The sequence below is a fragment of the Solirubrobacter soli DSM 22325 genome, assembly GCF_000423665.1.
In the GTDB taxonomy this organism is placed as follows: Bacteria; Actinomycetota; Thermoleophilia; order Solirubrobacterales; family Solirubrobacteraceae; genus Solirubrobacter; species Solirubrobacter soli.
Genome location: NZ_AUIK01000009.1, coordinates 268,260 through 290,819, shown reverse-complemented (window position 1 = coordinate 290,819; position 22,560 = coordinate 268,260). Strand labels below are relative to the sequence as shown.

At 71.2% G+C, this 22,560-nt stretch carries 27 protein-coding genes; 15 read left to right on the top strand and 12 right to left on the bottom strand.

Going from position 1 to position 22,560, the window contains the following annotated elements; all coding sequences use genetic code 11:
* The first annotated feature begins 31 nt into the window (after positions 1–31).
* Complete coding sequence (locus G569_RS0108455; RefSeq protein WP_157591903.1) at positions 32–1,615, top strand: hypothetical protein; 1,584 nt, start codon at positions 32–34, stop codon at positions 1,613–1,615.
* Here G569_RS0108455 and G569_RS46655 read toward each other — a convergent pair.
* Positions 1,568–2,428 carry a DUF1028 domain-containing protein gene (locus G569_RS46655; protein WP_053226049.1) on the bottom strand — a complete coding sequence of 287 codons (861 nt, stop codon included), beginning with the start codon at positions 2,426–2,428 and terminating at the stop codon, positions 1,568–1,570. The genes G569_RS0108455 and G569_RS46655 overlap by 48 nt on opposite strands.
* Before the next feature lie 15 nt (positions 2,429–2,443).
* On the opposite strand from G569_RS46655, the gene G569_RS0108445 reads away from it, so the two are divergent.
* The 4 genes from G569_RS0108445 (at position 2,444) to G569_RS0108430 (ending at position 3,844) form a co-directional block, all read left to right on the top strand.
* On the top strand, positions 2,444–2,719 hold the full coding sequence (locus G569_RS0108445; protein WP_028063302.1) for an MGMT family protein: 276 nt from the start codon (positions 2,444–2,446) through the stop codon (positions 2,717–2,719).
* Positions 2,720–2,731: 12 nt separating this feature from the next.
* A complete protein-coding gene (locus G569_RS57520; RefSeq protein WP_028063091.1) occupies positions 2,732–3,265 on the top strand; it encodes a hypothetical protein in 534 nt (177 codons plus the stop codon).
* Between the two features lie 93 nt (positions 3,266–3,358).
* Positions 3,359–3,556 (top strand): hypothetical protein, encoded by a 198-nt coding sequence (locus G569_RS0108435; RefSeq protein ID WP_157591902.1) that lies wholly within the window; start codon positions 3,359–3,361, stop codon positions 3,554–3,556.
* 18 nt (positions 3,557–3,574) lie between these two features.
* A complete protein-coding gene (locus G569_RS0108430) occupies positions 3,575–3,844 on the top strand; it encodes a hypothetical protein (RefSeq protein ID WP_028063089.1) in 270 nt (89 codons plus the stop codon).
* A gap of 20 nt (positions 3,845–3,864) precedes the next feature.
* Here G569_RS0108430 and G569_RS0108425 read toward each other — a convergent pair whose 3' ends face one another.
* The 3 genes from G569_RS0108425 to G569_RS46640 form a co-directional block, all read right to left on the bottom strand.
* A complete protein-coding gene (locus G569_RS0108425) occupies positions 3,865–4,134 on the bottom strand; it encodes a hypothetical protein (RefSeq protein WP_028063088.1) in 270 nt (89 codons plus the stop codon).
* A 3-nt stretch (positions 4,135–4,137) separates the two neighbouring features.
* Positions 4,138–4,341: a hypothetical protein gene (locus G569_RS0108420; protein ID WP_157591901.1), complete on the bottom strand. Its 204-nt coding sequence runs from the start codon at positions 4,339–4,341 to the stop codon at positions 4,138–4,140.
* A 139-nt stretch (positions 4,342–4,480) separates the two neighbouring features.
* Positions 4,481–5,344, bottom strand: a complete 864-nt coding sequence (locus G569_RS46640; protein ID WP_245602450.1) for an acyl-CoA desaturase — start codon at positions 5,342–5,344, stop codon at positions 4,481–4,483.
* A 354-nt stretch (positions 5,345–5,698) separates the two neighbouring features.
* Between G569_RS46640 and G569_RS65895 the strand changes: the two genes are divergently transcribed.
* The 5 genes from G569_RS65895 (at position 5,699) to G569_RS0108390 (ending at position 10,071) form a co-directional block, all read left to right on the top strand.
* Positions 5,699–5,833, top strand: a complete 135-nt coding sequence (locus G569_RS65895) for a hypothetical protein (RefSeq protein ID WP_306764997.1) — start codon at positions 5,699–5,701, stop codon at positions 5,831–5,833.
* An 81-nt stretch (positions 5,834–5,914) separates the two neighbouring features.
* Positions 5,915–8,107, top strand: a complete 2,193-nt coding sequence (locus G569_RS46635; protein WP_157591900.1) for a glycosyltransferase — start codon at positions 5,915–5,917, stop codon at positions 8,105–8,107.
* Positions 8,104–9,111, top strand: coding sequence for a glycosyltransferase family 4 protein (locus G569_RS0108400; protein WP_028063086.1), 1,008 nt, complete (start codon positions 8,104–8,106; stop codon positions 9,109–9,111). Before G569_RS46635 ends, G569_RS0108400 begins: the two co-directional genes overlap by 4 nt.
* 114 nt (positions 9,112–9,225) lie before the next feature.
* Positions 9,226–9,636: a hypothetical protein gene (locus G569_RS0108395; protein WP_028063085.1), complete on the top strand. Its 411-nt coding sequence runs from the start codon at positions 9,226–9,228 to the stop codon at positions 9,634–9,636.
* A 15-nt stretch (positions 9,637–9,651) separates the two neighbouring features.
* Positions 9,652–10,071, top strand: coding sequence for a secondary thiamine-phosphate synthase enzyme YjbQ (locus G569_RS0108390; protein WP_028063084.1), 420 nt, complete (start codon positions 9,652–9,654; stop codon positions 10,069–10,071).
* A 31-nt stretch (positions 10,072–10,102) separates the two neighbouring features.
* Here the strand turns inward: G569_RS0108390 and nucS are convergent, their stop codons facing one another.
* Positions 10,103–10,771, bottom strand: a complete 669-nt coding sequence (gene nucS / locus G569_RS0108385; protein ID WP_028063083.1) for an endonuclease NucS — start codon at positions 10,769–10,771, stop codon at positions 10,103–10,105.
* A 119-nt stretch (positions 10,772–10,890) separates the two neighbouring features.
* Between nucS and G569_RS0108380 the strand changes: the two genes are divergently transcribed.
* Both G569_RS0108380 and G569_RS0108370 read left to right on the top strand, forming a co-directional pair.
* The gene (locus G569_RS0108380) at positions 10,891–12,333 is read left to right on the top strand and encodes a wax ester/triacylglycerol synthase family O-acyltransferase (protein ID WP_028063082.1); all 1,443 of its coding nucleotides are present in this window, start codon (positions 10,891–10,893) and stop codon (positions 12,331–12,333) included.
* Positions 12,334–12,481: 148 nt separating this feature from the next.
* Positions 12,482–13,510, top strand: a complete 1,029-nt coding sequence (locus G569_RS0108370) for a YciE/YciF ferroxidase family protein (protein WP_028063081.1) — start codon at positions 12,482–12,484, stop codon at positions 13,508–13,510.
* A 15-nt stretch (positions 13,511–13,525) separates the two neighbouring features.
* Here G569_RS0108370 and G569_RS0108365 read toward each other — a convergent pair whose 3' ends face one another.
* Both G569_RS0108365 and G569_RS46630 read right to left on the bottom strand, forming a co-directional pair.
* Positions 13,526–14,038, bottom strand: a complete 513-nt coding sequence (locus G569_RS0108365) for a hypothetical protein (RefSeq protein ID WP_028063080.1) — start codon at positions 14,036–14,038, stop codon at positions 13,526–13,528.
* Between the two features lie 4 nt (positions 14,039–14,042).
* On the bottom strand, positions 14,043–14,837 hold the full coding sequence (locus G569_RS46630) for a sigma-70 family RNA polymerase sigma factor (protein WP_053226046.1): 795 nt from the start codon (positions 14,835–14,837) through the stop codon (positions 14,043–14,045).
* Positions 14,838–15,065: 228 nt separating this feature from the next.
* Here G569_RS46630 and G569_RS0108355 point away from each other — a divergent pair, with 228 nt between their 5' ends.
* Entirely contained in the window at positions 15,066–15,506 is a 441-nt protein-coding gene (locus tag G569_RS0108355) for a Na-translocating system protein MpsC family protein (RefSeq protein ID WP_084284483.1), read from the top strand.
* 149 nt (positions 15,507–15,655) lie between these two features.
* On the opposite strand, the gene G569_RS0108350 is transcribed toward G569_RS0108355, so the two are convergent.
* From G569_RS0108350 to G569_RS0108340, 3 genes are read right to left on the bottom strand one after another with little or no spacing between them, the layout of a single operon-like run.
* Positions 15,656–16,516 carry a DUF4097 family beta strand repeat-containing protein gene (locus G569_RS0108350; protein WP_028063078.1) on the bottom strand — a complete coding sequence of 287 codons (861 nt, stop codon included), beginning with the start codon at positions 16,514–16,516 and terminating at the stop codon, positions 15,656–15,658.
* A gap of 14 nt (positions 16,517–16,530) precedes the next feature.
* Positions 16,531–17,037, bottom strand: a complete 507-nt coding sequence (locus G569_RS0108345) for a toxin-antitoxin system HicB family antitoxin (RefSeq protein WP_028063077.1) — start codon at positions 17,035–17,037, stop codon at positions 16,531–16,533.
* A gap of 37 nt (positions 17,038–17,074) precedes the next feature.
* Positions 17,075–17,527, bottom strand: a complete 453-nt coding sequence (locus G569_RS0108340; protein WP_028063076.1) for a MarR family winged helix-turn-helix transcriptional regulator — start codon at positions 17,525–17,527, stop codon at positions 17,075–17,077.
* A gap of 19 nt (positions 17,528–17,546) precedes the next feature.
* On the opposite strand from G569_RS0108340, the gene G569_RS0108335 reads away from it, so the two are divergent.
* The gene (locus G569_RS0108335; RefSeq protein ID WP_157591899.1) at positions 17,547–18,953 is read left to right on the top strand and encodes an FUSC family protein; all 1,407 of its coding nucleotides are present in this window, start codon (positions 17,547–17,549) and stop codon (positions 18,951–18,953) included.
* On the opposite strand, the gene G569_RS0108330 is transcribed toward G569_RS0108335, so the two are convergent.
* Positions 18,932–19,462, bottom strand: a complete 531-nt coding sequence (locus tag G569_RS0108330) for a DUF3455 domain-containing protein (protein WP_169542100.1) — start codon at positions 19,460–19,462, stop codon at positions 18,932–18,934. The genes G569_RS0108335 and G569_RS0108330 overlap by 22 nt on opposite strands.
* Positions 19,463–19,545: 83 nt before the next feature.
* Between G569_RS0108330 and G569_RS46625 the strand changes: the two genes are divergently transcribed.
* The gene (locus G569_RS46625; protein WP_053226044.1) at positions 19,546–20,931 is read left to right on the top strand and encodes an MDR family MFS transporter; all 1,386 of its coding nucleotides are present in this window, start codon (positions 19,546–19,548) and stop codon (positions 20,929–20,931) included.
* Positions 20,932–20,935: 4 nt separating this feature from the next.
* On the opposite strand, the gene G569_RS0108320 is transcribed toward G569_RS46625, so the two are convergent.
* Positions 20,936–22,177 (bottom strand): J domain-containing protein, encoded by a 1,242-nt coding sequence (locus G569_RS0108320; protein WP_028063073.1) that lies wholly within the window; start codon positions 22,175–22,177, stop codon positions 20,936–20,938.
* Positions 22,178–22,560: the final 383 nt, after the last annotated feature.

The following is a 22,560-nucleotide window of genomic DNA, read 5'->3' as shown; positions in this document are numbered from 1 at the left end:
CGAACTTCTTTGCGGCATGCCTATCAGAGGCATGCCGCACTTCAGATACGTGTCGCGCGGCCCGCTGAATGCGGGCCGCGCCCTTTTGGTGGGCCTGTGTCTGCTCGCCACGCCTGCTCCCGCCCACGCCGGGACCTACCAGCAGTTCGCCTGCCAGCGGCCCGATGGGTCGTTGGCACCGTCCGATGGGTGGTCGGCGACGTCGTGCCGCGTCGACCTCGCGCCGCCGGGCTTCTCCGCGTCGCTGAGCTGGTCGGAGTCCAACCCCGAGCTGTCGCTCGTCGGGTTCAGCGTTCGGCGTTCCGTGTCGATCGCGTCGGCGGTCTTCCGGCTCGACAGCCCGACCGACCACATTCGGGACATCTGCGATCGCCTGACCCCGTGTGAGTCGCCGCAGGTCGTCAGCGCCGCCGGTCTGGCCGGCGGTGGGATCTCGCTCAGCGTCGAGTGCCACGAGCTCGCCTGCGCCGGGCCGGACGGCGCGACGGTCGAGGCCGCGACGATCACGTTGCTCGACGACCGCGATCCTCGGGTCGGTGACGTGGGTGGCTCGCTCGTCAGCGGGCAGCCGGTCTGGGGCGTCGCGGATCTGACGTACCACGCGTCCGACGGCGGCAGTGGGATCTATCGGCAGTGGCTGATCGTGGACGGCGCCACCGTCGTCCAAGAGGTCCCCGACTCCAATGACGGTCGGTGCCGCGACGCGATGCCCGGCGCGGGATCGGACTATGAGTTCGACTACGTCGTGCCCTGCCGGCCGGAGGTCGCGGGGCGGATCGCGTTCGACCTGAACGCGCTGGTCCCGGGCTCGCACCTGGTCGAGGCGATCGTGGAGGACGCCGCCGGCAACAAGCGATCGCTCTACCGCGGGCAGATCGAGGTGCTCTCGGATCCCACCCGGCGGCGTTTTGACCTGGGTGGTGTCGCGGGGTTGTCCAACCCGCTCGGGGATCGTGCCGGGTACGTGCCGAACGGCTCCGGAGCGAGTCGGACGGCCGGGCTCACGGGCCTGTTCACGCGCCCTGGGAACCGCCGGGCGCTCGCCGTGACGACGACCTTCCCACAGATGCCGACGATCGAGGGGAGGCTGGTGAACGCCTCGGGGCCGATCGGCGGCGCCGTGGTCTCGCTCCTGCAACGCGTGTCCGGCACCGCCGTCTGGAGCGCGGTGGCGTCGGGCCGGACGACAGCCGACGGGACCGTGACGTTCGAGGTCCCCAGAGGACCGTCGCGCGCGCTGCGGCTGGGGTACTTCGCCGACTCCGAGGCCACGAGGTTCCTCTCGACCGTCCCGCTCGAGCTGCAGGTCCGCCCGCGCGTGACGCTGCGCGCGACCCGCGTGCGGTTGTCCGGGGCGGTTCGCGGCGGCCGCATACCCGTAGGCGGGCTGATCGTGAGGATCGAGAGGAGCGTGGCCGGCTCGCGCTGGACGACCATCGGGACCGCGCGCGCCGGCCTCGACGGGCGTTTCGCGACGTCCTATCGGCGCACGAAGGCCCGCTTCCGCGCCGTCGTGCCGGCTCAGGCGGGCTATCCGTTCGCGGTCGGCACGAGCGCGTGGCTGCGGCTACAGGGCGGCGCGCACGGCGGCTCCCGCCGGGGCGAATTCCGGTGAGAGCCGCTCGAGGAGGACCAGCCAGTTCGGGTTCTCCCCGGCGGCGCTGCGCACCGCGGCGACACCGGCGTTGAGGTCACCCGCTTGCGCAAGCGCGAGACCCGACCAGAAGAGGAGCTCGTCCGAGTCCGGGGCGAGCTCGGCCGCCTGGCGGTAGAGGAGGCCCGCCTCGTCGGCGCGGCCTGCGGCGAGGAGCTCGTCGGCGGCGCCGGCGAGCTCGTATGCCCGCTGAAGGACGAGGAGCCGGCGCAGCTCCTCGAGCGGGGCCGCGTGGTCCTCGACGCGCAGGTCGATCGTGCGGCGCCAGGGCTCGCCGTCGGCGGGGACCACGACCATCGCCGCCGACTGGCGGCCGCGGATGTCCCCGCCTTCGCCCTCGGCGGCCTCCAAGGCGCGCAGCAGGCGGTCGCGGAGCGGGCCCGTGGCCCCGGTGAAGGCGTCGGACATCGCCTGCGGGACGGTGTCGCGGGCCATCATGTTGGCCTGCGCGCAATGGTGCTCGCCGACCACGTGGGCGGCATGGGCGATGCAGCCCTCGCCGGTATGGGCGGCGATCGCGCCCCGGACGTCGATCACCGCGACCTGGCGGACGTGGGCGAGCGGGTCGACGGCGAGCAGCGCTTGGAGCGCATCGGCCGACCCGTCGCCGTCCGCGAGCCGGTCGAGCGCGTTCGGTCCGTAGGCCGGCTCGACCACCGACTGCGTCGCGACGGCGCCGATCCCCGCCCGCGCCCACGCGCACAGCGGGCCGACGCTGAACCAGTGCGACTGCACCGCGACCCCGAGCTCACCGGTGGTCGGATCGAGGGCCACGATTGAATAGGTCCCATGGCGCATCGTTCACACAGTAGGCGCGACGACGTGCTCGAGCGGGTGCGAGCGACGCCCGAGGGCTTCGTCCGGGCGTACGGGGACGTCTCCCCCGGCGCGCCGCGCTTCGCCGGCACGGTGCTGGCATCGACGCATGAGGACGTGCCGTGGTGGCGGATCGTGCGCGCCGACGGCTCACTCGCCAAGGGCGAGCGTCAACGCGCGTTGCTCGAAGAGGAGGGCGTGCCGTTCCGCGGAGACAAGGTGGACATGCGAGTCGCGCGCATCCCCTAGGCTGATGGTGACTTGACACGCACCGATACCCGTTGGCGCCCGCGGCGCGGCGCGCGCGAGCTCGCCCGCGCCGTCCAGGATGGTCGCCACGTCGGCGCGGCCCTTCGCCACCTCGACACGTACGGCTCCGAGCCCGACGCGCAGATCCTCGCCGACGCGCTCGCGAACTTCCTCGTCACCCGCTGCGAGTCCCATCACGCGGGCTGGCGCGTCGTGCGCCAGGTCGTCGTGGACTCGGCGGCCGACGCCCCGTGGGAGAAATGCGCCCGGCGGGCGGTCCCGCTGGTCGCCGCGGATCTCCTGAGCCTGTCGGCGAGCGAGGGTCGCACCCCGCTGCACCGAGCGCAGCACGTCGCGGCGCGGCGGCGGGCCGAGGAGATCGCCGGCCACCTCGACCGCGCGGCGCTGCTTCGCGACCTCGGGCTCGACGACGTCGACCCGGTCGACGACGATCGCTGGCGCGAAGCGATCACCGGGGCGGTCGGGGCTCGTTCACGCGAGCAGGTCGCCCGTTCGGTTGCGCGCTCCTTGAGCCGCGACCGGTAGTATTCGAAGCGCTCGTAGCTCGTGCCACCGCTGAAGACCCGCGTCCGAGCCAGGCGAGCGTTTTGATCCTCGAAAGATTTGGAGGACGACTCGATGAGTCAGTCCAAGCACCTTCGCGCTGCCACCAAGCAGGCGGAACCTCCACGACAGGGCCGTGATTCGGCCACGACCGCCGAAGGCATCGCCGCCGAGCGGGCGCTGCTGATCCGGCGCCGCGGCACGGAGCACGTGACCCGTGCGGCGCGGCGGCTCGAGCGCGCGGCGCGCGCCGACCGCCACGCCGGCGAGTAGCCACCAGGGTCCCTCGCGATGCCCAGTGGTCGCAACGAGTTCAGCGAAGCCGCGCTGTCCGAGCTGGTTCGAGCGCTGTACAAGCGGGCTGAGGAGCATCCCACCAGCCCGGGGCTGATCGCATCCTGGCCGGCGATCCGCGAGGAGCGCATGGCGGCGGCCTGCGCCGAGCTCATCCGGCTCGGCCACCCGCTGTTCCAGATCGAGGTCGCCGACGAGAGCTCACGCCGGTCGCGGATCGCGTGGGCGATTCGCGCCGAGACCGATCAACCGATCGTGATGGGATGAGCGCGGCGTTCCGATCGCGTCTACACGTGGCCCACTCGCCGGGCGGTGCGCAAGCGCTCGTCCGCCGCGGCTGAGGCGCGTTCGAGCTCTTCGAGCCGCCCGACGCTGGTCGGCTGCGAACCGTGCATCCGGGCGCGATAGAGCGCGACCCGGTCGCGGTGATAGCGGGCCTGGTCCTCGAGCTCGGTGAGATCCGGGGCGAGCGCGACGGGAGCGGCCGGAAGCGGGCGGCGTGCCTCGGGCGCGGATGGCGCCGGGACGGGTTTCCTCCTGCGACGCAAGAAGCGCATCGATCACACGCGGTAGAGGAAGGTGTAGGTCGCCGAGTCGCCGCTCTGGACCAGGCCTTCGAGGCAGTACCGACACGCTGCGCCGCCGTCCACGCTCGGCAGATCGAGCGTCAGCGGCGGACGGCCTTCGAGCGACTCGACCACGACCTTGGTGCCGTTGAGCGGCCCGTCTTCGAGCCTGGCGAGGAACGTCGGCCGAACCATCATCGCCCCGCGTGTGGTCGCCGCACGCGCGCCCTGCGGGCCAAACACTCCGAATGAGCCATGCTCGCCTCTCTCGACGCCGCGCGGTCAGCCGCTTCGAGGCTTCGAACCGGTGCACGCCGTCGGAGTGACGGTAGCGGATTCATCGGACCCGCTTGGCCTCTTGGCCGGTGGGGCTGATCCGGACGACGTCCCAGGCAAGGCGGCAGCGCTCGAGACCGACGATGAGCCAAGCGCTGGGGTCGATCTGCCAGCGCCCGAGTCCGTGCCGCGCCGACGTCGGAAAGGCGTGGTGGTTGTTGTGCCAGGCCTCGCCGAACGCGATCGGAGCCAGCCAGGCCAGGTTGCGGGACTCGTCGCCGGTCGCGAACGGCCGCCGGCCGAAGAAGTGACACAGGGAGTTGATGCAGAACGTGGCGTGGTGCAGCAGGAGCACCCGCACCGCACCGCCCCACAGCAGCCCGGTGAGGCCGCCGACGAGCGTGCCCGTCAGCGCGAGGCCCAAGCCGAACGGCAAGGCCAGCCCGAGCACGACCCAGAGCGGGAACAGGCGGCTGATCACCCGCAGGTCCCGGTCGGCGAGCAGATCGCGCGCGTAGCGCCGCGGGTTGGCCATGTCCTTGCCGCGGAACATCCAACCGATGTGCGCGTGCACGAGCCCGCGAACCGCGCCGCGCCACCCATCCGCCTGGTCGACGTGCGGGCTGTGCGGATCGCCGGGGCGGTCGGAGAAGTTGTGGTGCTTGCGGTGTGTGGCGACCCACTCGATCACCGGTCCCTCAACCGATGTCGAGCCGAGGATCGCCAGGACGGCGCGCACCCAGCGTGTCGTCTTGAAGCTGCGGTGCGTGAACAGGCGATGGAACCCGACGGTCACGCCCAATCCCGAGAGCGTGTAAGTGATCGCCAGCACCACGAGATCCTGCCAATGCAGCGTTCCGCCCCACGCGAGCCAGCCCGCGCACAGCAGCGCGGCCGGCGGGAGTCCGACGACGATCGTCCTCACGATCCGCTCGGACGTCTCGTTCGTGATGGGAACGGTCTCCGGAGTCTCCGACCGCGGAGTCGCGACCGCGCTGGAGAGTGACTGGGGCATACGACCTCCGGAGGGATGGAATTGGGAGCGCCGGAAGTCAGATGGTGGTGCCGGCCCGAAGCGGCCGACCGCACGATGGTGCCCTCCACAGTTGACGTTACCCCGTTCGTCAATCGACGACGCCTGGCCCGGAGGTCCGTTCCGCCCGCACGCGTCACCTGTCATGGTGAGTGGCGCGGGGCCCCGAGCCCTGCGGCCTCGCCGGGACCTCGTGCTCCGTCTTTCCGGCGACTGCCTTCGGACGGAGCGAGAAAGCAGCCAACCATGGCTTCACCCATCACCCGGATCACCGAACTGTTCAAGCGCGCGATCGGGCGCGAGGAACCCGCCCCGGCCCCGGCCCCCGCTCCCGGGCCCGTGGCCGTCGAGCCCGAGCCCGTCACCAAGCGCGTCTCCTAATCGGTGATCGCCGGCGCCGCTCGGCCCGCACACGTTCCCCGAGACGCGACCGCGCCGGCGACGGCGATCCGTGTCGGGGTCGTGTCGACCTACCCGCCCCGCATCTGCGGGATCGGGACGTTCTCGCGAGACCTCCGTGACGCGTTGCTCGGCGCCGACGGCGTGTCCGCGATCGACATCGCGGCCATCGTCCGGGATGAGGTGGTCGAGGGTCCGGGCGAGGTCGTCACCCGGATCCGCCAGGACCAGCGCGGCGACTACGCGGCAGCCGCGCGCGTGCTGGAGCGTCGCGGTGACGATGTCGTCATCATCCAGCACGAGTACGGGATCTTCGGCGGCGACGACGGCGCGCACATCTTGTCGCTGGCCGCCGGCGTCCGGCAGCCGATCGTCCTCACGCTGCACACGGTCCTGTCGGCGCCGTCGGTCCGCCAAGCCGAGACGCTGCGGGCGCTCTGCGGTCTCGCGACGCTCATCTGCGTGTTCACCGAGACGGCGCGCCGGATGATCATCGCGGCGCGTCTCGCGCCACCGGAGCGGGTCCGCGTGGTGCCGCACGGCGGCCCGCCAGAGCTGCTTCCCGGCGTCCGGGCGAACGGTCCGAGAACCGATCGTCACGTGCTCTCGACCTTCGGTCTCATTTCGCCCGGCAAGGGAATCGAGGTCGCGATCGCGGCCATGCCCGCGATCATCGCCCGGCACCCGACGGCGCTGTACGTGATCGCCGGACGGACCCATCCCGAGGTCGCCAAGCTGCACGGCGAGGAATACCGGATCTCGCTCGAACGGCTGACGCGCGACCTCGGCCTGACCGAGCACGTGGTGTTCGACGATCGCTTCCTCGAGCTGGACGACCTGGCGGAGATGCTCGCCGACACGACGATCTACCTGACGCCGTACCGGTCGCGCGAGCAGATCGTGTCGGGCGCGCTGACGTTCGCGGTCGTCGCGGGCTGCGCCACCGTCTCCACGCCGTACTACTACGCGGAGGATCTCCTCGGTTCGGGCGCCGGCGTGCTCGTCGACTTCGACGATCCCGCCGCGCTCGCGTCGGCGGTCACGAGCCTGCTCGACGACCCGGACCGGCTGCAGCGCACGCGCGCCGAGGCCCGGACCGTCGGCGCCCGGCTCGCCTGGCCCGAGGTCGGCCGGCAGACCGCGGATGTGCTGAGCGAAGCCATCGCGCTCGGCCCCCCGAGCGCCCCGCGGCTCGCGCTCGCGGCGACCCTGCCTCGCGCCCGGCTGTCGCACCTGCTGACGATGGTCGACGACGTCGGCATCATCCAGCACGCCGACGGCGCGGTGCCGCAGCGCGGCTCGGGCTACTGCACCGACGACCTCGCACGCCTGGCGATCGTCGCGCTCGGGCTGGCGCGGACGACCGGCGCCGAGAGCCATCACCGCATGCTGGCCCGGAGCCTCGGCTTCCTGCGTCACGCGTGGAGCTCGGAGGCACGCGGCATGCGCAACTTCATGTCCTACGACCGCCGCTGGCTGGACGCGCCGCATGCCGGGGATCACCTCGGCCGCGCCGCCTGGGCGCTCGGCGAGGTCATCGCGGCGAGCACGGGGGACGCCGTTCGCCGGCCGAGCGTGGAGCTGCTCCAGGAGATGCTGACCGCGCTGCTCGAGCTGCGCTGGCCGCGCTCCATCGCCTTCGCGACGATCGGGCTGGCACGTGCCGGCGACGACGAGCTGGGCGACGCGGCAACCGACGTCCTGCGGACGCTCGCCGGAAGGCTGGTCGACCTGCAGCGGGCCAACGCGACCGAGGCCTGGTACTGGTCCGAGGACGCCCTGACCTACGACAACGCCCGGCTGCCGCAGGCGTTGATCGCCGCGGGCGCCCGCCTGGGCGACGCGGACCTGATCAGCGAGGGCGTGCGGGCGCTGAAGTGGTACGCCCGTGAGTGCAACATCGACGGCGAGTGGCTCCAGCTGGTCGGACACCACGGTCGCCGGCGCGGGCAGCCACGTCCCGGCGACGGAGACGAGCAGCCGCTCGATGCGGCCGCGCTCGTCGAAGCCGAGGTAGAAGCCTTCGTCGTGACCGGCGACCCGGCGTGTGGCCGCGACGCGGTTCGGGCCTTCGAGTGGTTCCTGGGCCGCAACCGCCTGCGGCTGTCCGTCTACGACTTCGCCACCGGCGGCTGCCATGACGGCCTTGGAGCGACGGCGGTCAACGGCAACGAGGGCGCCGAGTCGACGCTCGCGTATCTGCAAGCGCTGCACGCGCTCGACGCCGCCGGCCTTCAGGTCACGTTGCCGGGATGAGACTTGCGCTGCTCGGGCCGATCGCGTGGCGCACCCCTCCGCGCGCCTACGGCCCGTGGGAGGCGGTGACCGGGCTGCTCGCCGACGGGTTGGCGCGCCGCGGCGTCGACGTGACGCTGTTCGCCACGCTCGACTCGATCACCTCCGCACAGCTCGACGGCGTCTGCGCACGCCCGTACGAGGAGGACCGCGAGCTCGACGGTCGCGTGTGGGAGGCGCTCCACGTCGCCCACGCACTCAGGCGCTCGGCGGACTTCGACCTGATCCACAATCACCTCGACTGGCTGCCGCTGGCGTTCGCGAGCCTGTCCGCAACACCGATGGTCACCACGATCCACGGGTTCTCGTCACCGCGGATCCTGCCGGCCTACCTGCGCTCGCGGAGCGCGTTCGTCTCCATCTCCGACGCCGACCGTGCGGACGCGCTGGAGTACGTCGCAACCGTCCATCATGGTGTCGACGTCGCGACGCTCCCGTTCTCCCACACCTCTGGCGACGGGCTCGTCTGCCTCGGGCGAATCCACCCTGACAAGGGCACGGCCCGTGCGATCGAGATCGCCCGGGCCTCCGGCCGGCGGTTGACCCTGTGCGGCCCGGTGCAGGACGAGCGCTACTTCGCCGAGGAGATCGAACCGCACATCGACGGCGACGCCGTGCGATATCTCGGATCGGTCGGTCCGGCCGAGCGCGCCGAGGTTCTGGGCGGCGCCGCATGTCTCCTGCACCCGGTCGCGTTCGCGGAGCCGTTCGGCCTCGCGGTCGTGGAGTCCATGCTCTGCGGGACGCCCGTCGTCGCCCGCGCCCGCGGATCGATGCCGGAGCTCATCGAAGACGGTGTGACGGGGGTCCTCGCCGACACCGTCGACGAGGCCGTCGCCGGTGTCGACCGCGCGCAGCGCTTCGACCGTGCGGTCTGCCGTCAGACCGCCGAGCGACGCTTCTCGGCCGACCGCATGGTGGACGACTACCTGGCCGTCTACGAGCGCGTGCTGCGTGACCGATAGGCCGCAGACGCCACGAGCTGCTGTGTTGCCGACGCGCCAACTCCAGCGCGCGGGCTAAAGCTCCGCGCCTGACGTGCCGATACGGACTGGACGGGTATCGACAGGGAAGGCGCCATGGACGATCGCGACCGGCTCAAGCAGCTGCGAGCGCTACGAGATCAGCTCACGCGCCTCCCACCATCGGCGGAGCGCGACCGGATGCTGAGAGAGGTCGGCGGCCGCGCCGCGGATCTCGAGAACCACGAGGCCGGTGCGCGCGTGCGGACCGCGCAGCCGGTCGCCCCCGCCGAGCCGCCGGTCCAGGCCGCTCTCCCGCCTCGACGTGAGCGACCCGCGCCGGCGAGGACCCAGCGGGCGTCGACGCGTGGCGCAGCCGGGCGGGCGCACTCGCTCACCGAGGCCGCGTCCGCCTTCACCGCGTCGGTCCGGCCGACGCCGGAACTTCCCGAGGGCCTGCGGCTCTCGCTCGACGACAACGTCGCGACGGACCGCGATCGACCCTGGATCCGCGGCCTGCGCGGCTAGGTACCGTAGGCCCGCATGTGGGTCCAGCGAGAGATCACTCTGCGCCCGCGTCCACGCGGCTTTCACCTGATCACGCGCGACGTCCTGGAGGCGCTGCCCGAGCTGCGCTCGCTGCGGGCCGGGCTGCTGCACGTCTTCATCCGCCACACGTCGGCCTCGCTGACGTTGAACGAGAACGCCTCGCCGGACGTGCGCGACGACTTCGAGACCTGGTTCAACGAGGCCGTCCCCGAGGGCGCCCGCTACTGGACGCACACCCTCGAGGGTGACGACGACATGCCCGCCCACATCAAGGCCTCGCTGCTCGGCCCCTCTTTGACGATCCCGGTCAGCGGCGGTGGACTCGCCGTCGGCACCTGGCAAGGCATCTACCTGTGCGAGCACCGCGACCGCGGCGGCGCCCGCTCGCTCATCCTCACCCTCAACGGCGAATGAACGTTCTGATCGGAGCGGCCCGCCGCGATGCTTACGCGAACAGGGTCAGCGCGGGTTCGCGCTCGCCGCGCAGCTCTGCCAGATCCACTTCGACCCAGGACAGGCCGCGCGACTCGGCCAGGACGCGAGCCTGCGGCTTGACGCTCTGGGCGGCGAGGACGCCGCGGCAGTCGGCCTTGCCGGGGTCCTGGCGGATGCGCTCGAGGTAGCGAGAGAGCTGCTCGACGGCGTCGATCGTGCCGACGCGCTTGATCTCGACCGCGACCCACCCGTCGGCTGAGTCGCGGCACATGAGGTCGACGGGGCCGATGTCGGTCGGCCACTCGCGGCGCACCAGGCGGAAACCCTCGCCGCAGAAGTGCGGCGCCTCGGCCAGCGCGACCTGGAGATCGGCCTCGACGCCGTCCTTCGACAGGCGATCGGCGTCGAAGTCCATCACGTGGGTGACGTCGGAGACGACCTCGTGCAGCGTGATCTCCAGGGCGTCATCGCCCTTGACCTTGCGCACGGTGATCGTGTCGCCCTCCTCGATCACGGCCGTCGGCGGCGTCATCCAGTTGAGCGGCTTGTAGCCGCCCGCGTCGGCGTGGACGAGCACAGATCCGTCGGCCTTGAGCATGATCAGGCGGAGCGCCTCCGGCAGGTGTGCGGTCAGGCGGCCGGTGTAGTCGACGGAGCAGCGGGCGACGATCAGGCGCATACCCGGTCGAGGGTACGCGGTCGCCCGGACACCGATGCCCGGGGTCTACCCTGTCTCGAACGGAACCGTCTTCAATAGCCAACGCCTCCGAGGCAGAGCACGGCAGGCGTCTGTCCCCATTGGACGGCTCGTTCCTGCGCCTGGAGTCCGCGCGGTCGCACATGCACGTCGGATTCAGCGCGGTGTTCGCGGCGCCATCCGGCCGTCCTCGCCCGTCGGTCGAGGCGCTTCGCGAGCGGGCGGCCGGACGGCTGCACGAGGTGCCGTGGTGTCGCTGGCGGCTGGACCCGTCGCCCTTGGGTCTGTCCGAGCCCCGGTGGATCGACGACGTCGATTTCGACCTCCGGGCTCACATCGTGGAGCTGACGCCGCCCGACGACCGGGTCAGCGGCGCGAGCTTCGAGGCCTTGCGCTCGGCGGTCCTCTCCGCGCCGTTGGACCGGTCGCGGCCGCTCTGGCAGATCTTCCTGGTTCCTCAGCTCGAGGACGGACGGGTGGGGATGGTGGGCAAGATCCATCACGCGCTCGTCGATGGACTGGCCGCGCTGCAGATCGTCAGCCTGATCCTCGACGCCGAGCCCGACCTGGCGTCGCAGGATGCGGTCCCCTGGCAGCCCGAAGGGCGACCGGGTCGAGTCGGTTGGGCGCTCGACGCGGTCACGCGAGGGTTCGCCGATGGCGTGGGCGCGCTGCGCACCGGGGCGAGCGCCGCCGCACACGCGCAGACGACCGCGTCCAACGCGCTCCGCGACGCCAGGCGCGTGCTGGGCGCGGCCGCCGAGGAGGCCCTGTCACCGGCGCCCCCGAGCGCGCTCAACGTCCCGATCGGCGCGCGTCGCACGCTGGTCGGCTACCACGCACGGCGCGACGAGCTCCGAGCCGCGCGACGCGCCGGCGGCACCCTCAACGACGTCGGCCTCACCGCCGTCGCCGGCGCGGTGCGAACGCTCCTGCATCCAAACGGCGACCAGCCGCCGCTCAGACCGTTGAAGGCGATGGTTCCCGTGAGCATGCGCCGCCACGGCGACACCGCCGCCGGCAACCAGATCTCCATGATCACGATCGCGCTGCCCGTCCATCTGGACTCACCCCTGGACCGACTGCACTGGGTGCGCGAGCAGACCCAACGGCTCAAGGAGACGGACCGGCCGATGGGCACGCGGACGCTCTATCGGGCGGCGGGACTGCTGCCCGCACCGCTGCGATCGCCGGCCGCCAAGGCGATGGCCGCGCCGCGGCAGTTCAATCTGACCGTGTCGCAGTCGCCGGCCCCGAGAGGCTCGCTCTACCTCCTGGGATGCGGGCTCGAAGAGGTCTATTCCGTCGTACCCATCGCCCAGGGGCATGCGCTCGCGATCGGAATGGTGCGTTACCGCCAGGAGCTCTTCTTCGGTTGCTACGCCGACCCGGACGCGCTACCCGAGGTGCGGGAGCTCCCGGCCTTGATCGCGGCCGAGTTGCACCAGCTCGGGCGTATCCCGGTGGTCGCGCAGGAACATGCGTTCGCTGTGAGCGAGGACACAGAGGGCGAACGCGCGTTTGACGGTCCACCGTCCCGGTAAGGCTTGGACGAGGAAGCGCACGAGCACCTCGCCGCGCTTCTCTCTTTGCGAACGCCGGTGACCTCGTCGTCGCCGGCATGGCTGTACGTGACGATCCTCACGGTCGCCGTCCGCAAGATCCACGCCCCAGACTTCGGAAGGACGACTCATGAGTGAGTCCAAGCAGCAGCAGAAGGTCGTGCAGTACCTCAACGAGGCGCATGAGATGGAGCACGCGCTGGTGCGCGAGCTGCAAGCGCAGATCGCGATGACCCCGCGCGGCGAGTATCGCACCGCGCTCGAGACCCACCTCGACCAGACTCGCGACCACGCGAACCGCGTCGGCCAGCGCCTGAAGGCGCTAGGTCAGGGATCCAACCCGCTGACCGCCGTCGTCGGACTGGTCGGGACCGCCGCCGGCCAGGTCGTGGCCCTCGGCAAGACGCCGTTCAACCTCCTGCGCGGTTCCGGCGGCGAGGAGAAGGTGCTCAAGAACAGCAAGGACGCGTACTCGAGCGAAGCGCTGGAGATCGCCACCTACATGGCGCTCGAGCGGCTCGCGTCGTCCGTCGGGGACACGCAGACGGCCCGGCTGGCCGCCTCGATCCTGGCCGACGAGGAGAAGATGCTCGCCCGCGTCCAGCGCGAGATCCCGAAGCTGACCGACGCCGTCGTGCGTGCCGAGTTCAAGGACCAGCCGTCCTACGACGTCACCACGACGGGCGCCGCGGACGCGGTCCGCGACGCCGGCGAGGCGACCAAGGACGCCGCCAAGACGACGGCCAAGGCGGCCAAGCGCACCGCGCGCCAGGCTCGCAAGGTGCCGGGCGTCGCCCGCGCCGAAGGCGAGATCAAGGGCGCCGTCGCGTCCGAGAGCGATCTCGCGATCGCCCGCTATGACTCGCTCACCGCGCAGGAGATCGTCGAGCGGCTCACCGAGCTCTCGCAGGTCGACCTGGCGAAGGTCGACGCGTACGAGCGCAAGAACCAGGACCGCACCACGGTCACGAACCGCGTCGCCTCACTGCGCGGCGACGAGCCGTGGCCCGGATACGACGAGCTGACGGCGTCCGACATCGTCGCCGTCCTCTCCGAAGGCGATGACGAGCGCGTCCAGCAGGTCCGCACCTACGAGCGCGCGCACAAGAACCGCACCGGCGTGCTCAACGCCGCCGAGCGCGAGCTCGCCAACGCCTGATCGCAGGCCGCCCGCCTAGCGCCGGGCGCGGAAATACGCGGGGAGGGGGTGTGCCTGACGCCACGGATGGCGCAGGAGATCCTCGTCCTCGCGGCTGAGCACCCGGCGCGGTTGGACATCGTCGAGCAGTCGGCAGAGGACCTCGCCTGCGACGGCGCTGGCGACGACCTGGGTGACAACGGGACGGCGCATCGTCATGAGGGCGATCAGCTGGTTCGAGCCCGCCCACGCCTGGCCGAGCGCGACCAGGCGGCCCTGCTCGCGGGCCTCTTCGCGCAAACAGCTCAGAGCAGTCCTCAACTCGCGGTTGAGGGTCACGGAGTGGTCCGGCGCTCGGATCGTGACCCGCGGCCGTTGCGCGCGGATGATCGTCCGAAGTTGTGAGGCGTTCAGCCGCGCTACGGCTTCGAACGCCGACAGGACCGCGGCGCGACGCGGCGCGAACAGGTCCGGGTCTTCGAGGCCCAGGCGTTCGCAGATGCCGGCGAAGCGATCGCCGGACGGCGCCTGAGGGTGCAGGACGGACACAGGCTTACGGCTGCTCGATGGTCGTCGCCGGCATCGCTGCCGCCTGCAGTTTCTCGATGGCTCTGCGGATCATCCGCGAGACATGCATCTGCGAGAGACCGACCATCTCGGCGATGCGCACCTGCGTGAGGTCCTCGCGGAAGCGAAGATGCAAGACCACCAGCTCGCGCTGGGTGAGGTCATGCATCAGGCTGTTGACCAGCACCGCGTTCTCGATGGCCGCGAAGCCGGGGTCGTCGATCGCGATCTCCATTCCGCGGCTGCCGGGGCCGTCGGCGTCGCGGGGTTGATCGAGTGAAGCGGCATGGCGCGCGTTCGCGGCCCCCATCGCTTCAAGGACCTGCTCGACCGTGTTCCCGACGTGCTCGGCGATCTCGCCGACGGTGGGGGAGCGCCCCAGGTCTGATGCGAGCCGGTTCGCCGACTGCTCGACACGTGCGACGAGCTCTTGGATGTCGCGCGGCGGCCGAACCGACCAGCCACGATCACGGAGGTGGCGCTTGAGCTCGCCCAGGATGGTCGGAAAGGCGAACGAAGAGAACGCCAGACCGCGCTCGGGGTCAAAGCGGTCGATCGCTTTCATGAGTCCGATCGCGGCGATCTGCTCGAGGTCTTCGATGTCCTCGACGTTGCGGTAGCGTCGCGCCAGCTTGCGGGCGAGCGGCATGAACTGCTCCATGATCGCGTCGCGCGCCGCAGGACTGTGTTCGGCGGCCAGCCGCGCGAACAGCCGTTGCTCGCCGGCGCGAGCCGTCCGATGCCAGTTCTCCCGCTCCGCGGTGTCTTGGGTCGCGACCACGGGATTCGATGTGAAGGCAGACAAAGCACGGACCTCCGAAACCGCTCGACGCCGATTCAGAAGTCAGACGGCGATACCGGGGAATCCCGATCGCGCCGTGCAATGCCCTCGTCGGAAGTCTAAGGGCTGCACGGGCGTCGAGCCGAGTCGTCGAGTGCGTCTGCGCGCGCTGTTGGCGCGTTGGCCGTATCAAAGCGGCCGGCACGGGCCAGTAGGCTCCGGACACGGATGCCTGACGACGACACACAAAGTCTGCACGGCACGCACGGCGACGTACTCACGGCAGTCTCCGACGGCATGGTCGCCCTGCTGAAGGAGTACTACGGCCGCGGCCCGTCGCAAGCCAAGACCTACTACTACGACGACCTGGTGGTCTGCCTCCTGCGCGGTGGCTTCACGCGCGTGGAACAGACGCTGCTCGATGGCGGCCGCGGACACGCCGTGATCGCGCAGCGCATGGAGTTCCAAGAGGTCATGCGCGAGCGCTTCACCGCGGTCGTCGAACACGCCACGGGCCGTGCTGTGGTCGGGTTCATGAGCGGCAACCAACAGGACCCGGACATGATCTGCGAGGTGTTCGTCCTGAGCCCGACCGACCTCCTCTCGGACCATGAGATGCTGTCCGCCGAGCCGGTCTCCGCTCCGGTCAGCGACCGCTCACCTGATTGAGCGACCGCAGCCTCACGCGCAGGGGTAGAGTCCCAGGTGGAGGGCATGCGTCGAGGTCCGACGCCTCGACACGCCTGGCAACGGCGCGTGACTTCCTTGCCGGCGCCGCGGCGCCGGCAACAGCAGTCATCGGTTCTTGACGGCGTCCGTCACGTCGTGACCACCGACCGGCGGATCGTGATGTCGCCGAACCCGCTGCGGACCTTGACCTCGACGGTGTCCTCTCCCGCCCCGGGCGCACCGGTCGCCTCGAGGGCGCTGTTGACAGCGCCGAAGCCCGTGTTCAGGTCCAGGTACGCGGCGACGCCCTCGCGGACACCGACGGCGACCTTGCCGGCCGCGGTCGTGGCGACGATGGAGCCGCGCACGACCTCGGCGAGCTCGATGTCGCCGTTGGCGGTCTTGACGACCGCGGTCCCGCCGACGGCGCCGACCGCGATGCGCCCGTTGGCGTTCGAGACGCGCAGGTCGCCGCCGACGTCGCCGAGCGTGGTGTCGCCGTTGGAGTTCTTGACCACCGCGGCGCCGTCGACGTCGCCGATCCGGATCGCGCCGGTGCCGGTCTTGACGTTCGCGTCGCCGCCGACGTGCTCGACGCTGATCTCGCCGCCGCCGGTCTTGACCTCGAGCGGACCGGTCTCGTCGAGCGCGACGTCGCCGAAGCCGTTGTCGATCCGGCACTCGCCGAGCCGGCCCGTGGCGTGCACCGTGGCGAGGGCGATCTCGGCCCGCAGCTGCGAGCCCTCGGGCAGCGCGATCTCGACATCGATCGACTCGGCACCGCCGCGCGGCGTGTAGCGGCGCCACGTCTTCGCGGACTTGATCAGCAGCCGGCCGCCGGTGAGCTCGACGCGCGCCTGCTCGGCCGCCGTCACGTCCCCCGGCTTCGCGGGATCGCTCGGACGGACGTCGACGACGGTGTCGGTGCGCTCGGAGGCGACGATGCGGACGTCGCCGACGCCGATCTCGAGCGCGAGGGTGATGGGGCCAGGGGTATCGAAGGAAGGCATGGGTTCGGGTCCTTTCAGCGCGCCCAGCCCGTGAAGCGCTGGCCGCTGTGCGGCGTGCGCGAAGCGCGGCGCGGGTCGGGGGCGGGGCGCTCGACGGCGGCGGAGGCCGCGCGGACGAGCCAGCTGTTGACGGAGAGGCCTTCGGCGGCCGCGGCCTGCTCGACGCGGGCCTTGAGGCGGTCGGGCATGCGCAGGTTGATGCGGGTGACGCCGCCGTCGTCGTCCTCGGCGGGCGGGGTCCACGCGGGCGCCTCTTCGGGCTCCGGTGCGACCTCGGCCGGTGGCGGGGTGACGACGAACTCCGGCTCACGGCCGCGCAGGCGCAGCTCGACGGAGCCCGGAGCGAGCTCGACCGTGATCTCCTCGGCAGCGGCCGCCAGCGCGTCCTGCAGGGCCAGCCGCAGCGCCGCGTCCAGCGGTGCGACGAGACGCTCGGCCAGCGCACGGGCTTCATCGCTGCCGGTGGCGGCCGTCGCGGTCAGTTGGTCATGAATGTTCTCGACGTATCGGCCAAGGTCCATGGCACCATTGTGGCATCACTTTGGTGCCATGTCAACATCATCGTGGTGCCGAGGCGATGCGATCCATCAGCCGGCCCGCGATCGCGAGCAACTGCACCTCCGCCTCGGTGAGGTCGGCGGCGAGCGCTTCACGCAGCCAGGCGTCGCGGTCCGCCATGTCGGCGGCGAGCGCGTCGAGACCGTCGCGCGTGATCGCCAGCACGCTCGCGCGGCGGTCCTCGGTCGAGCGGGTGCGGATGATCAGCCCCGCGCGCTCGAGCTCCGTGAAGACGCGTGTGAGCGATTGCGGACGCTGCGCCTCGGCCTCGGCGATCGCGCCCGGCGTGCTCGGTCCGGCGTGGCGCAGGTGGGCGAGGACGCGCACCTTGTTGTTGCTCAGCGCACCCGCGGGACGCTCGGCGCGCAGCCGGCGCGCGAGGCGCAGAGTCCCACGCCGCAGGTCGGATACTACGTCTTCGCGTACATCTTTAGCGCTAGACTCACTGCTCATGGCCGCTCAATCGTACGTTGTGCGTAGGATTGATCCGAAGGCCGCCGCGGGCACGATGCTCGCCGTCCTCGGCGCGTACGGCACCGCGCTGCTGCTCGCCCACCTCACCCACCAGCACGCGCAGCTGATGGTCCTGGCGGTCGTGTTGACGCTCACACTCGACCGGACCCAACGCGGCACCGACCGCGCCCATCGCGTCCGCACGCTCGTCGTCCTCCCGCTGGTCGCGATCGCGGCGAGCGGCGTCGGCCACCTGCTGATCTCACACCCCGACGCGGGCGACGCCCTCTTCGTCGCCGCGATCGGCGGCTCGATCTACCTCCGCCGCTTCGGCCCCGCAGCGGCCCGCGCCGGCACCCTCGTCGCCCTCCCGTTCATCGCCCTCCTCACCACGCCCGCCGTCGGCGGCGGCGACCCAACCCTCTGGGCACCGGTGATCGCCCTCATCGCCCTGGCCTGGACGAACTTAAAGAGGAGCAGGCCGCCTTTAGGTTTGGGCGACGAGAACCCAGGCCGAGCGCGGCATTCGGCACCTCGCACCGCGCCCGCGAATCTAAAGAGGGCCAGGCCGCCTTTAGGTTTGGCGAGCACGAGGATGGCCGTGCAGATGGCGCTTGCGCTCGCGGTGGCGTTCGCGCTCGGGCGGGCGCTCTTCCCCACCCACTGGAGTTGGGTCGTGCTGACCGCGTTCATCGTGTGCAGCGGGAACCGTGGGCGGGGCGACGTCGTGCACAAGAGCGGGCTCAGGCTCGTCGGCGCGCTCGGCGGGACGGCGGCGGCGACCGCGGTCGCCGGCCACATCCGCGCGGGCTCACCCGCGACCGTGGTCGCGATCTTCGTCGTGCTCGGCGTGGCGGTGCTGTTGCGGACGCTCAGCTACGCGTACTGGGCGGCGGGGATCACCGCCGTGCTCGCGCTGCTCAACGGGTACTTCGGCGTCACCGGCGCGCTCGGCGAGCGGCTCGTCGGGATCCTGCTCGGCGCGGCGATCGGCGTCGCCGTCTCGTGGCTCGTCCTGCCGGTCCGGACGAGCGACGTGCTGCGCCGGCGGCTGGCGGACGCGCTCGCTGCACTCAGCGACGTGCTCGCGGGCCACGACGGCGCGGCGCACCGGTTCGACGGCGCGGTCGACGCGCTCGAGCAGATCGCGCCGCCGCTGCGCACGATCCGCCGCGCGCAGGCGATCGAGGCGATGCACGCCTGTCTCGCCCCGGCAAGGACGATCGCGGCGGCGGCGCACGAGCGGCGGGCCCGGGCGCGACGCCGGCTCGGCCAACTCGCCCGCGACGTCGGCGCGCTGCGGCGGGCGAACGCGGGAAGGCCGTTCGAATACGACGAACGCGCCGCCTGGCCGGAGCCGGACGACGCGTTCGATCATGCGCTGCTGGAGTTGGACGCGGCGCTTCAGGCCTTGCGCCAGAAGTAGTAGTCCGCCGTGTAGGGGATCTCCTTCTTGGCGCCCGCGTTGGCCGCGGTGCACGTCGAGGCGTCGGGCGCGAGACCACCACGCGTGTTGATGCGCTGGATGAACGTCGTCTGCGTCAGCCGGTTGCCGAACTTGCCGGCCGTCGTCGTCTTGGCCGAGAGCAGCAGCCACGGGATCGACTTCGGGTCGACCGTGACCGGCTTGACGAGCGCGCCGACGACCGAGCTGCCGTCCTGGTGCTGCCAGGTCGGCCCGGCGAAGTGGTTGATGATCTGCAGGCGGTTGGTGACGAGCACGGCCTTCGGCTCGACGAAGGTCCACGCGGTGCCGTTGCACTGGTAGATCTGCACGCCGAGCGCGTGGCCGACCTCGAACGGCACGTTGCCCGCCTCGGGCTGGATCTCGGCGGGAACCTTCGGCGGCAGCACCGGGTAGGAGGTCGCGCCGGCGGTGGAGGTGAGGGCGCCGGCCAGGACGACGGCGCCGATGAGGGTGGGGAGGATCTTCACCACGCCGAGGTTGGCGACGTTCTGACCCCGCGTAAATAGGGAAACGCCCCCTATCTTTGCCCCGGGCTACCCTCGGTGGTTCGATGACCACCGAAACTCGGTCGCAGCGGCAGATCCTGGTCGCGTTCGGGGCGATCATGCTCGCCACGCTGCTGAGCGCGCTCGACCAGACGATCGTCGCCACCGCGCTGCCCGAGATCGCCGACGACCTCAACGGGTTCGACGACCTCAGCTGGGTCGTCACCGCGTACCTGCTGTCGACCACGGTCACCGTCCCGCTCTACGGCAAGCTGAGCGACCTCTACGGGCGCCGGCGCCTGTTCGTCGTCGCGATCACGATCTTCCTGGTCGGCTCCGCGCTCTGCGGGTTCGCGCAGTCGATGGGGCAGCTGATCGCCTTCCGCGCCCTGCAGGGGGTCGGCGCCGGTGGCCTGATCCCGCTCAGCCAGGCGGCGATCGCCGACCTCTTCAGCCCGCGCGAGCGCGGCCGCTACCAGGGCTACATCGGCGCGATGTGGGCGACCGCGGCGATCGCCGGACCGCTGCTCGGCGGGACGCTCACCGACAGCGCGAGCTGGCGCTGGATCTTCTTCATCAACCTGCCGCTGGGCATCCTCGCGCTGGCCGTCGTCGTGAAGACGATGCACATCCAGCACGTCCCGCGCGAGCACAGCATCGACTACGCGGGCGCGGCCGCGCTCAGCGTCGGCGTGACCGCGATCCTGCTCGCCGCCGCCTGGGGCGGGACGAGCTACGCGTGGAACTCGGCGCAGGTGCTCGCCGCCGGCGCGATCGGGATCGTCGGCCTCGCCGTGTTCGCCCTGCTCGAGCGCCACGCGAGAGAGCCGCTCCTGCCGCTCGACCTCTTCCGCGGCCGGACGTTCAGCGTCTCGACCGCCGCCGCGTTGCTGATCGGCGGCGTGCTGTTCGGGATCACGATCTACGTCCCGGTCTACGTCCAGCGCGTGCTCGGCTCCTCGGCCACCTCGTCCGGCGTGGTGCTGATCCCGCTCAGCTTCGGCTGGGTGGCCGCGAGCTTCGCGTCCGGCCGGTACATCTCCAACACCGGCCGCTACAAGGTCTTCCCGATCGTCGGCTCGATCCTCGTGCTCGTCGGCTGCATCCTGCTCACGCTGCTCGACGGCGACAGCTCGCGAGTGCTCGTCACGCTCGACCTCACGATCGTCGGCCTCGGCATGGGCACGATGTTCCAGACCTTCGTGATCGCGACCCAGAACCGGGTCTCGATGACCGAGATCGGCGTCGCGACGGCCGCGATCCAGTTCTTCCGGTCGATGGGCGGCAGCCTCGCCGTCGCCGGCCTCGGCGCGCTGCTGACCGCGCGGCTCGTCGCCGGCGGCCTCGAACACGCGACCCACGCCGTGTTCGTGGCCATCGTGCCGCTCGCGGCGCTGATCGTGGTGCTGTCGTTCCTGCTCCCGGAGCACGAGCTCCGGACGTCGCACTAAGGACTCAGGCGGCGAGCTCGCGTGGGGTGAGACGGGCGACCTGTTCGCGCAGGTCGCGGACCTCCGGGTCATCGGCGAGCTTGAGTGCGCGCTCACATGCCTCGAGGCAGTCGCTGATCCGATCCGTGCGCGCCAGCGCATGGGCGAGCCGCGCCCAGGCGACCTCGGAGTCGGGCGCGAGCACCGTCGCCTGCTCGCACGCGCTGACCTCGGCACCGGTGTCCCCGGAGAGGTTCGCGACCAGCGCGAGATCCAGCAGGCCCTCGACGGACGGCTCGGTCGCGCGGGCGCGTTCGAGCGCCTCGCGCGCTCCCTCGCGATCGAAGCGGCGCAGCCGCAGCCGGCCCAGGCGCTCCCAGGCGGTGCCGTCATTGGGCGCGTGCTGGGTCTCGCGCTCGGCGGCGTCGACGGCCTGCGACAGCGACCCCATGCTCTCGTAGATGCGCGCGGCGTAGCGGTACGGGGCGGGGCGTTCGGGCTCGGAGCGAATCCAGTCGCGCACGGAGCGCGCGGCCGCGCTGTAGTCGCCCGCCTGCCAGAACGCGAGCGTCATCAGCCGCAGCACCGCGGGGTTGCCGGGCTCGGCGTCGCGCGCGAAGACCAGGCGGCGGGCGGCGAGCTTGAAGTCCCCCTCGGCGAGCGCGTGCTTGGCGGCGGTCATGAACCGCGCCACCCGCTCGGCGCCCGGGTCGGGCTTGGAGAAGTCGACGAACTGCAGCGAACCGGCGGGCACGGTGCGAATCCCGACATTGAACGACACCCGCGCCCACTGCTGGACGTCGTCGCCCCCACCGGTGAAATAGATGCCGTTGACGCTCCCGACGCCCCACTCGGGGTAGGAGAGACAGCGGGCGTAGCGGTGCACCACTGAGTGGTCGGGCACGCGCGAACCGAAGGGGTCGTGCTTGCGCTGCTCGGCGTTCTGGGCCCGCTGGCGCTGCTCCTCCGCGTACGCGCGGGCGCCTTCCTCGGCGCGGCGCTTGCGCGCCGCCGCCGCGGCGACCTTGACCGCGTTCTTGGAGACCTTGCCCCCGCGCGACTCCTCGGCGATCGCCGACAGCTGATCGGCGGCCTCGTTGATCGCCTTCAGATGGCGCTCGTGCTCGTGCTGCTTCCCGGGCGGTGCGATGTCCGGGTGCCAGCGCTTGGCCAGCTTGCGGCGGGCGAGCTGGACGTCGCGCTTGTCGAACGGTGGATCGAGCTCCAGGAGGAGCACGGCCTGTTCGATGTCCAGCACCTGCGGCATGACCCTCTTACGGTACCGAGCAGGCGGTAACACGCGTGTGTACAGCGCACTCTTGGTGCTGCCGGCCCGGCGGCCCCTACACAGCCCGCCGGGCCGGCACGGCATGTCCCGGAACTAGTTCCGCCAACCCATGGTGACCCCCCTGTCGGTCGTTGGCGTATCCAGCGACGAGCTGACCCTCGCCACTGCCCTGATTACCCGCAAGTCGAGACCTTATGCGACATAAGGCACAAAAGACTTTTCGCGTCCCGGAACATGCCCGAACCTCAACTAAGGCCTGGGCCTGATTGCGCTTTCACACGGGTACGCACTAAGTTGCTCCTTGTGATCGTCTGGATCGCACTCGTCGTCTGGTTGGGGCTGGTCATATGGTCGCTCTCGGT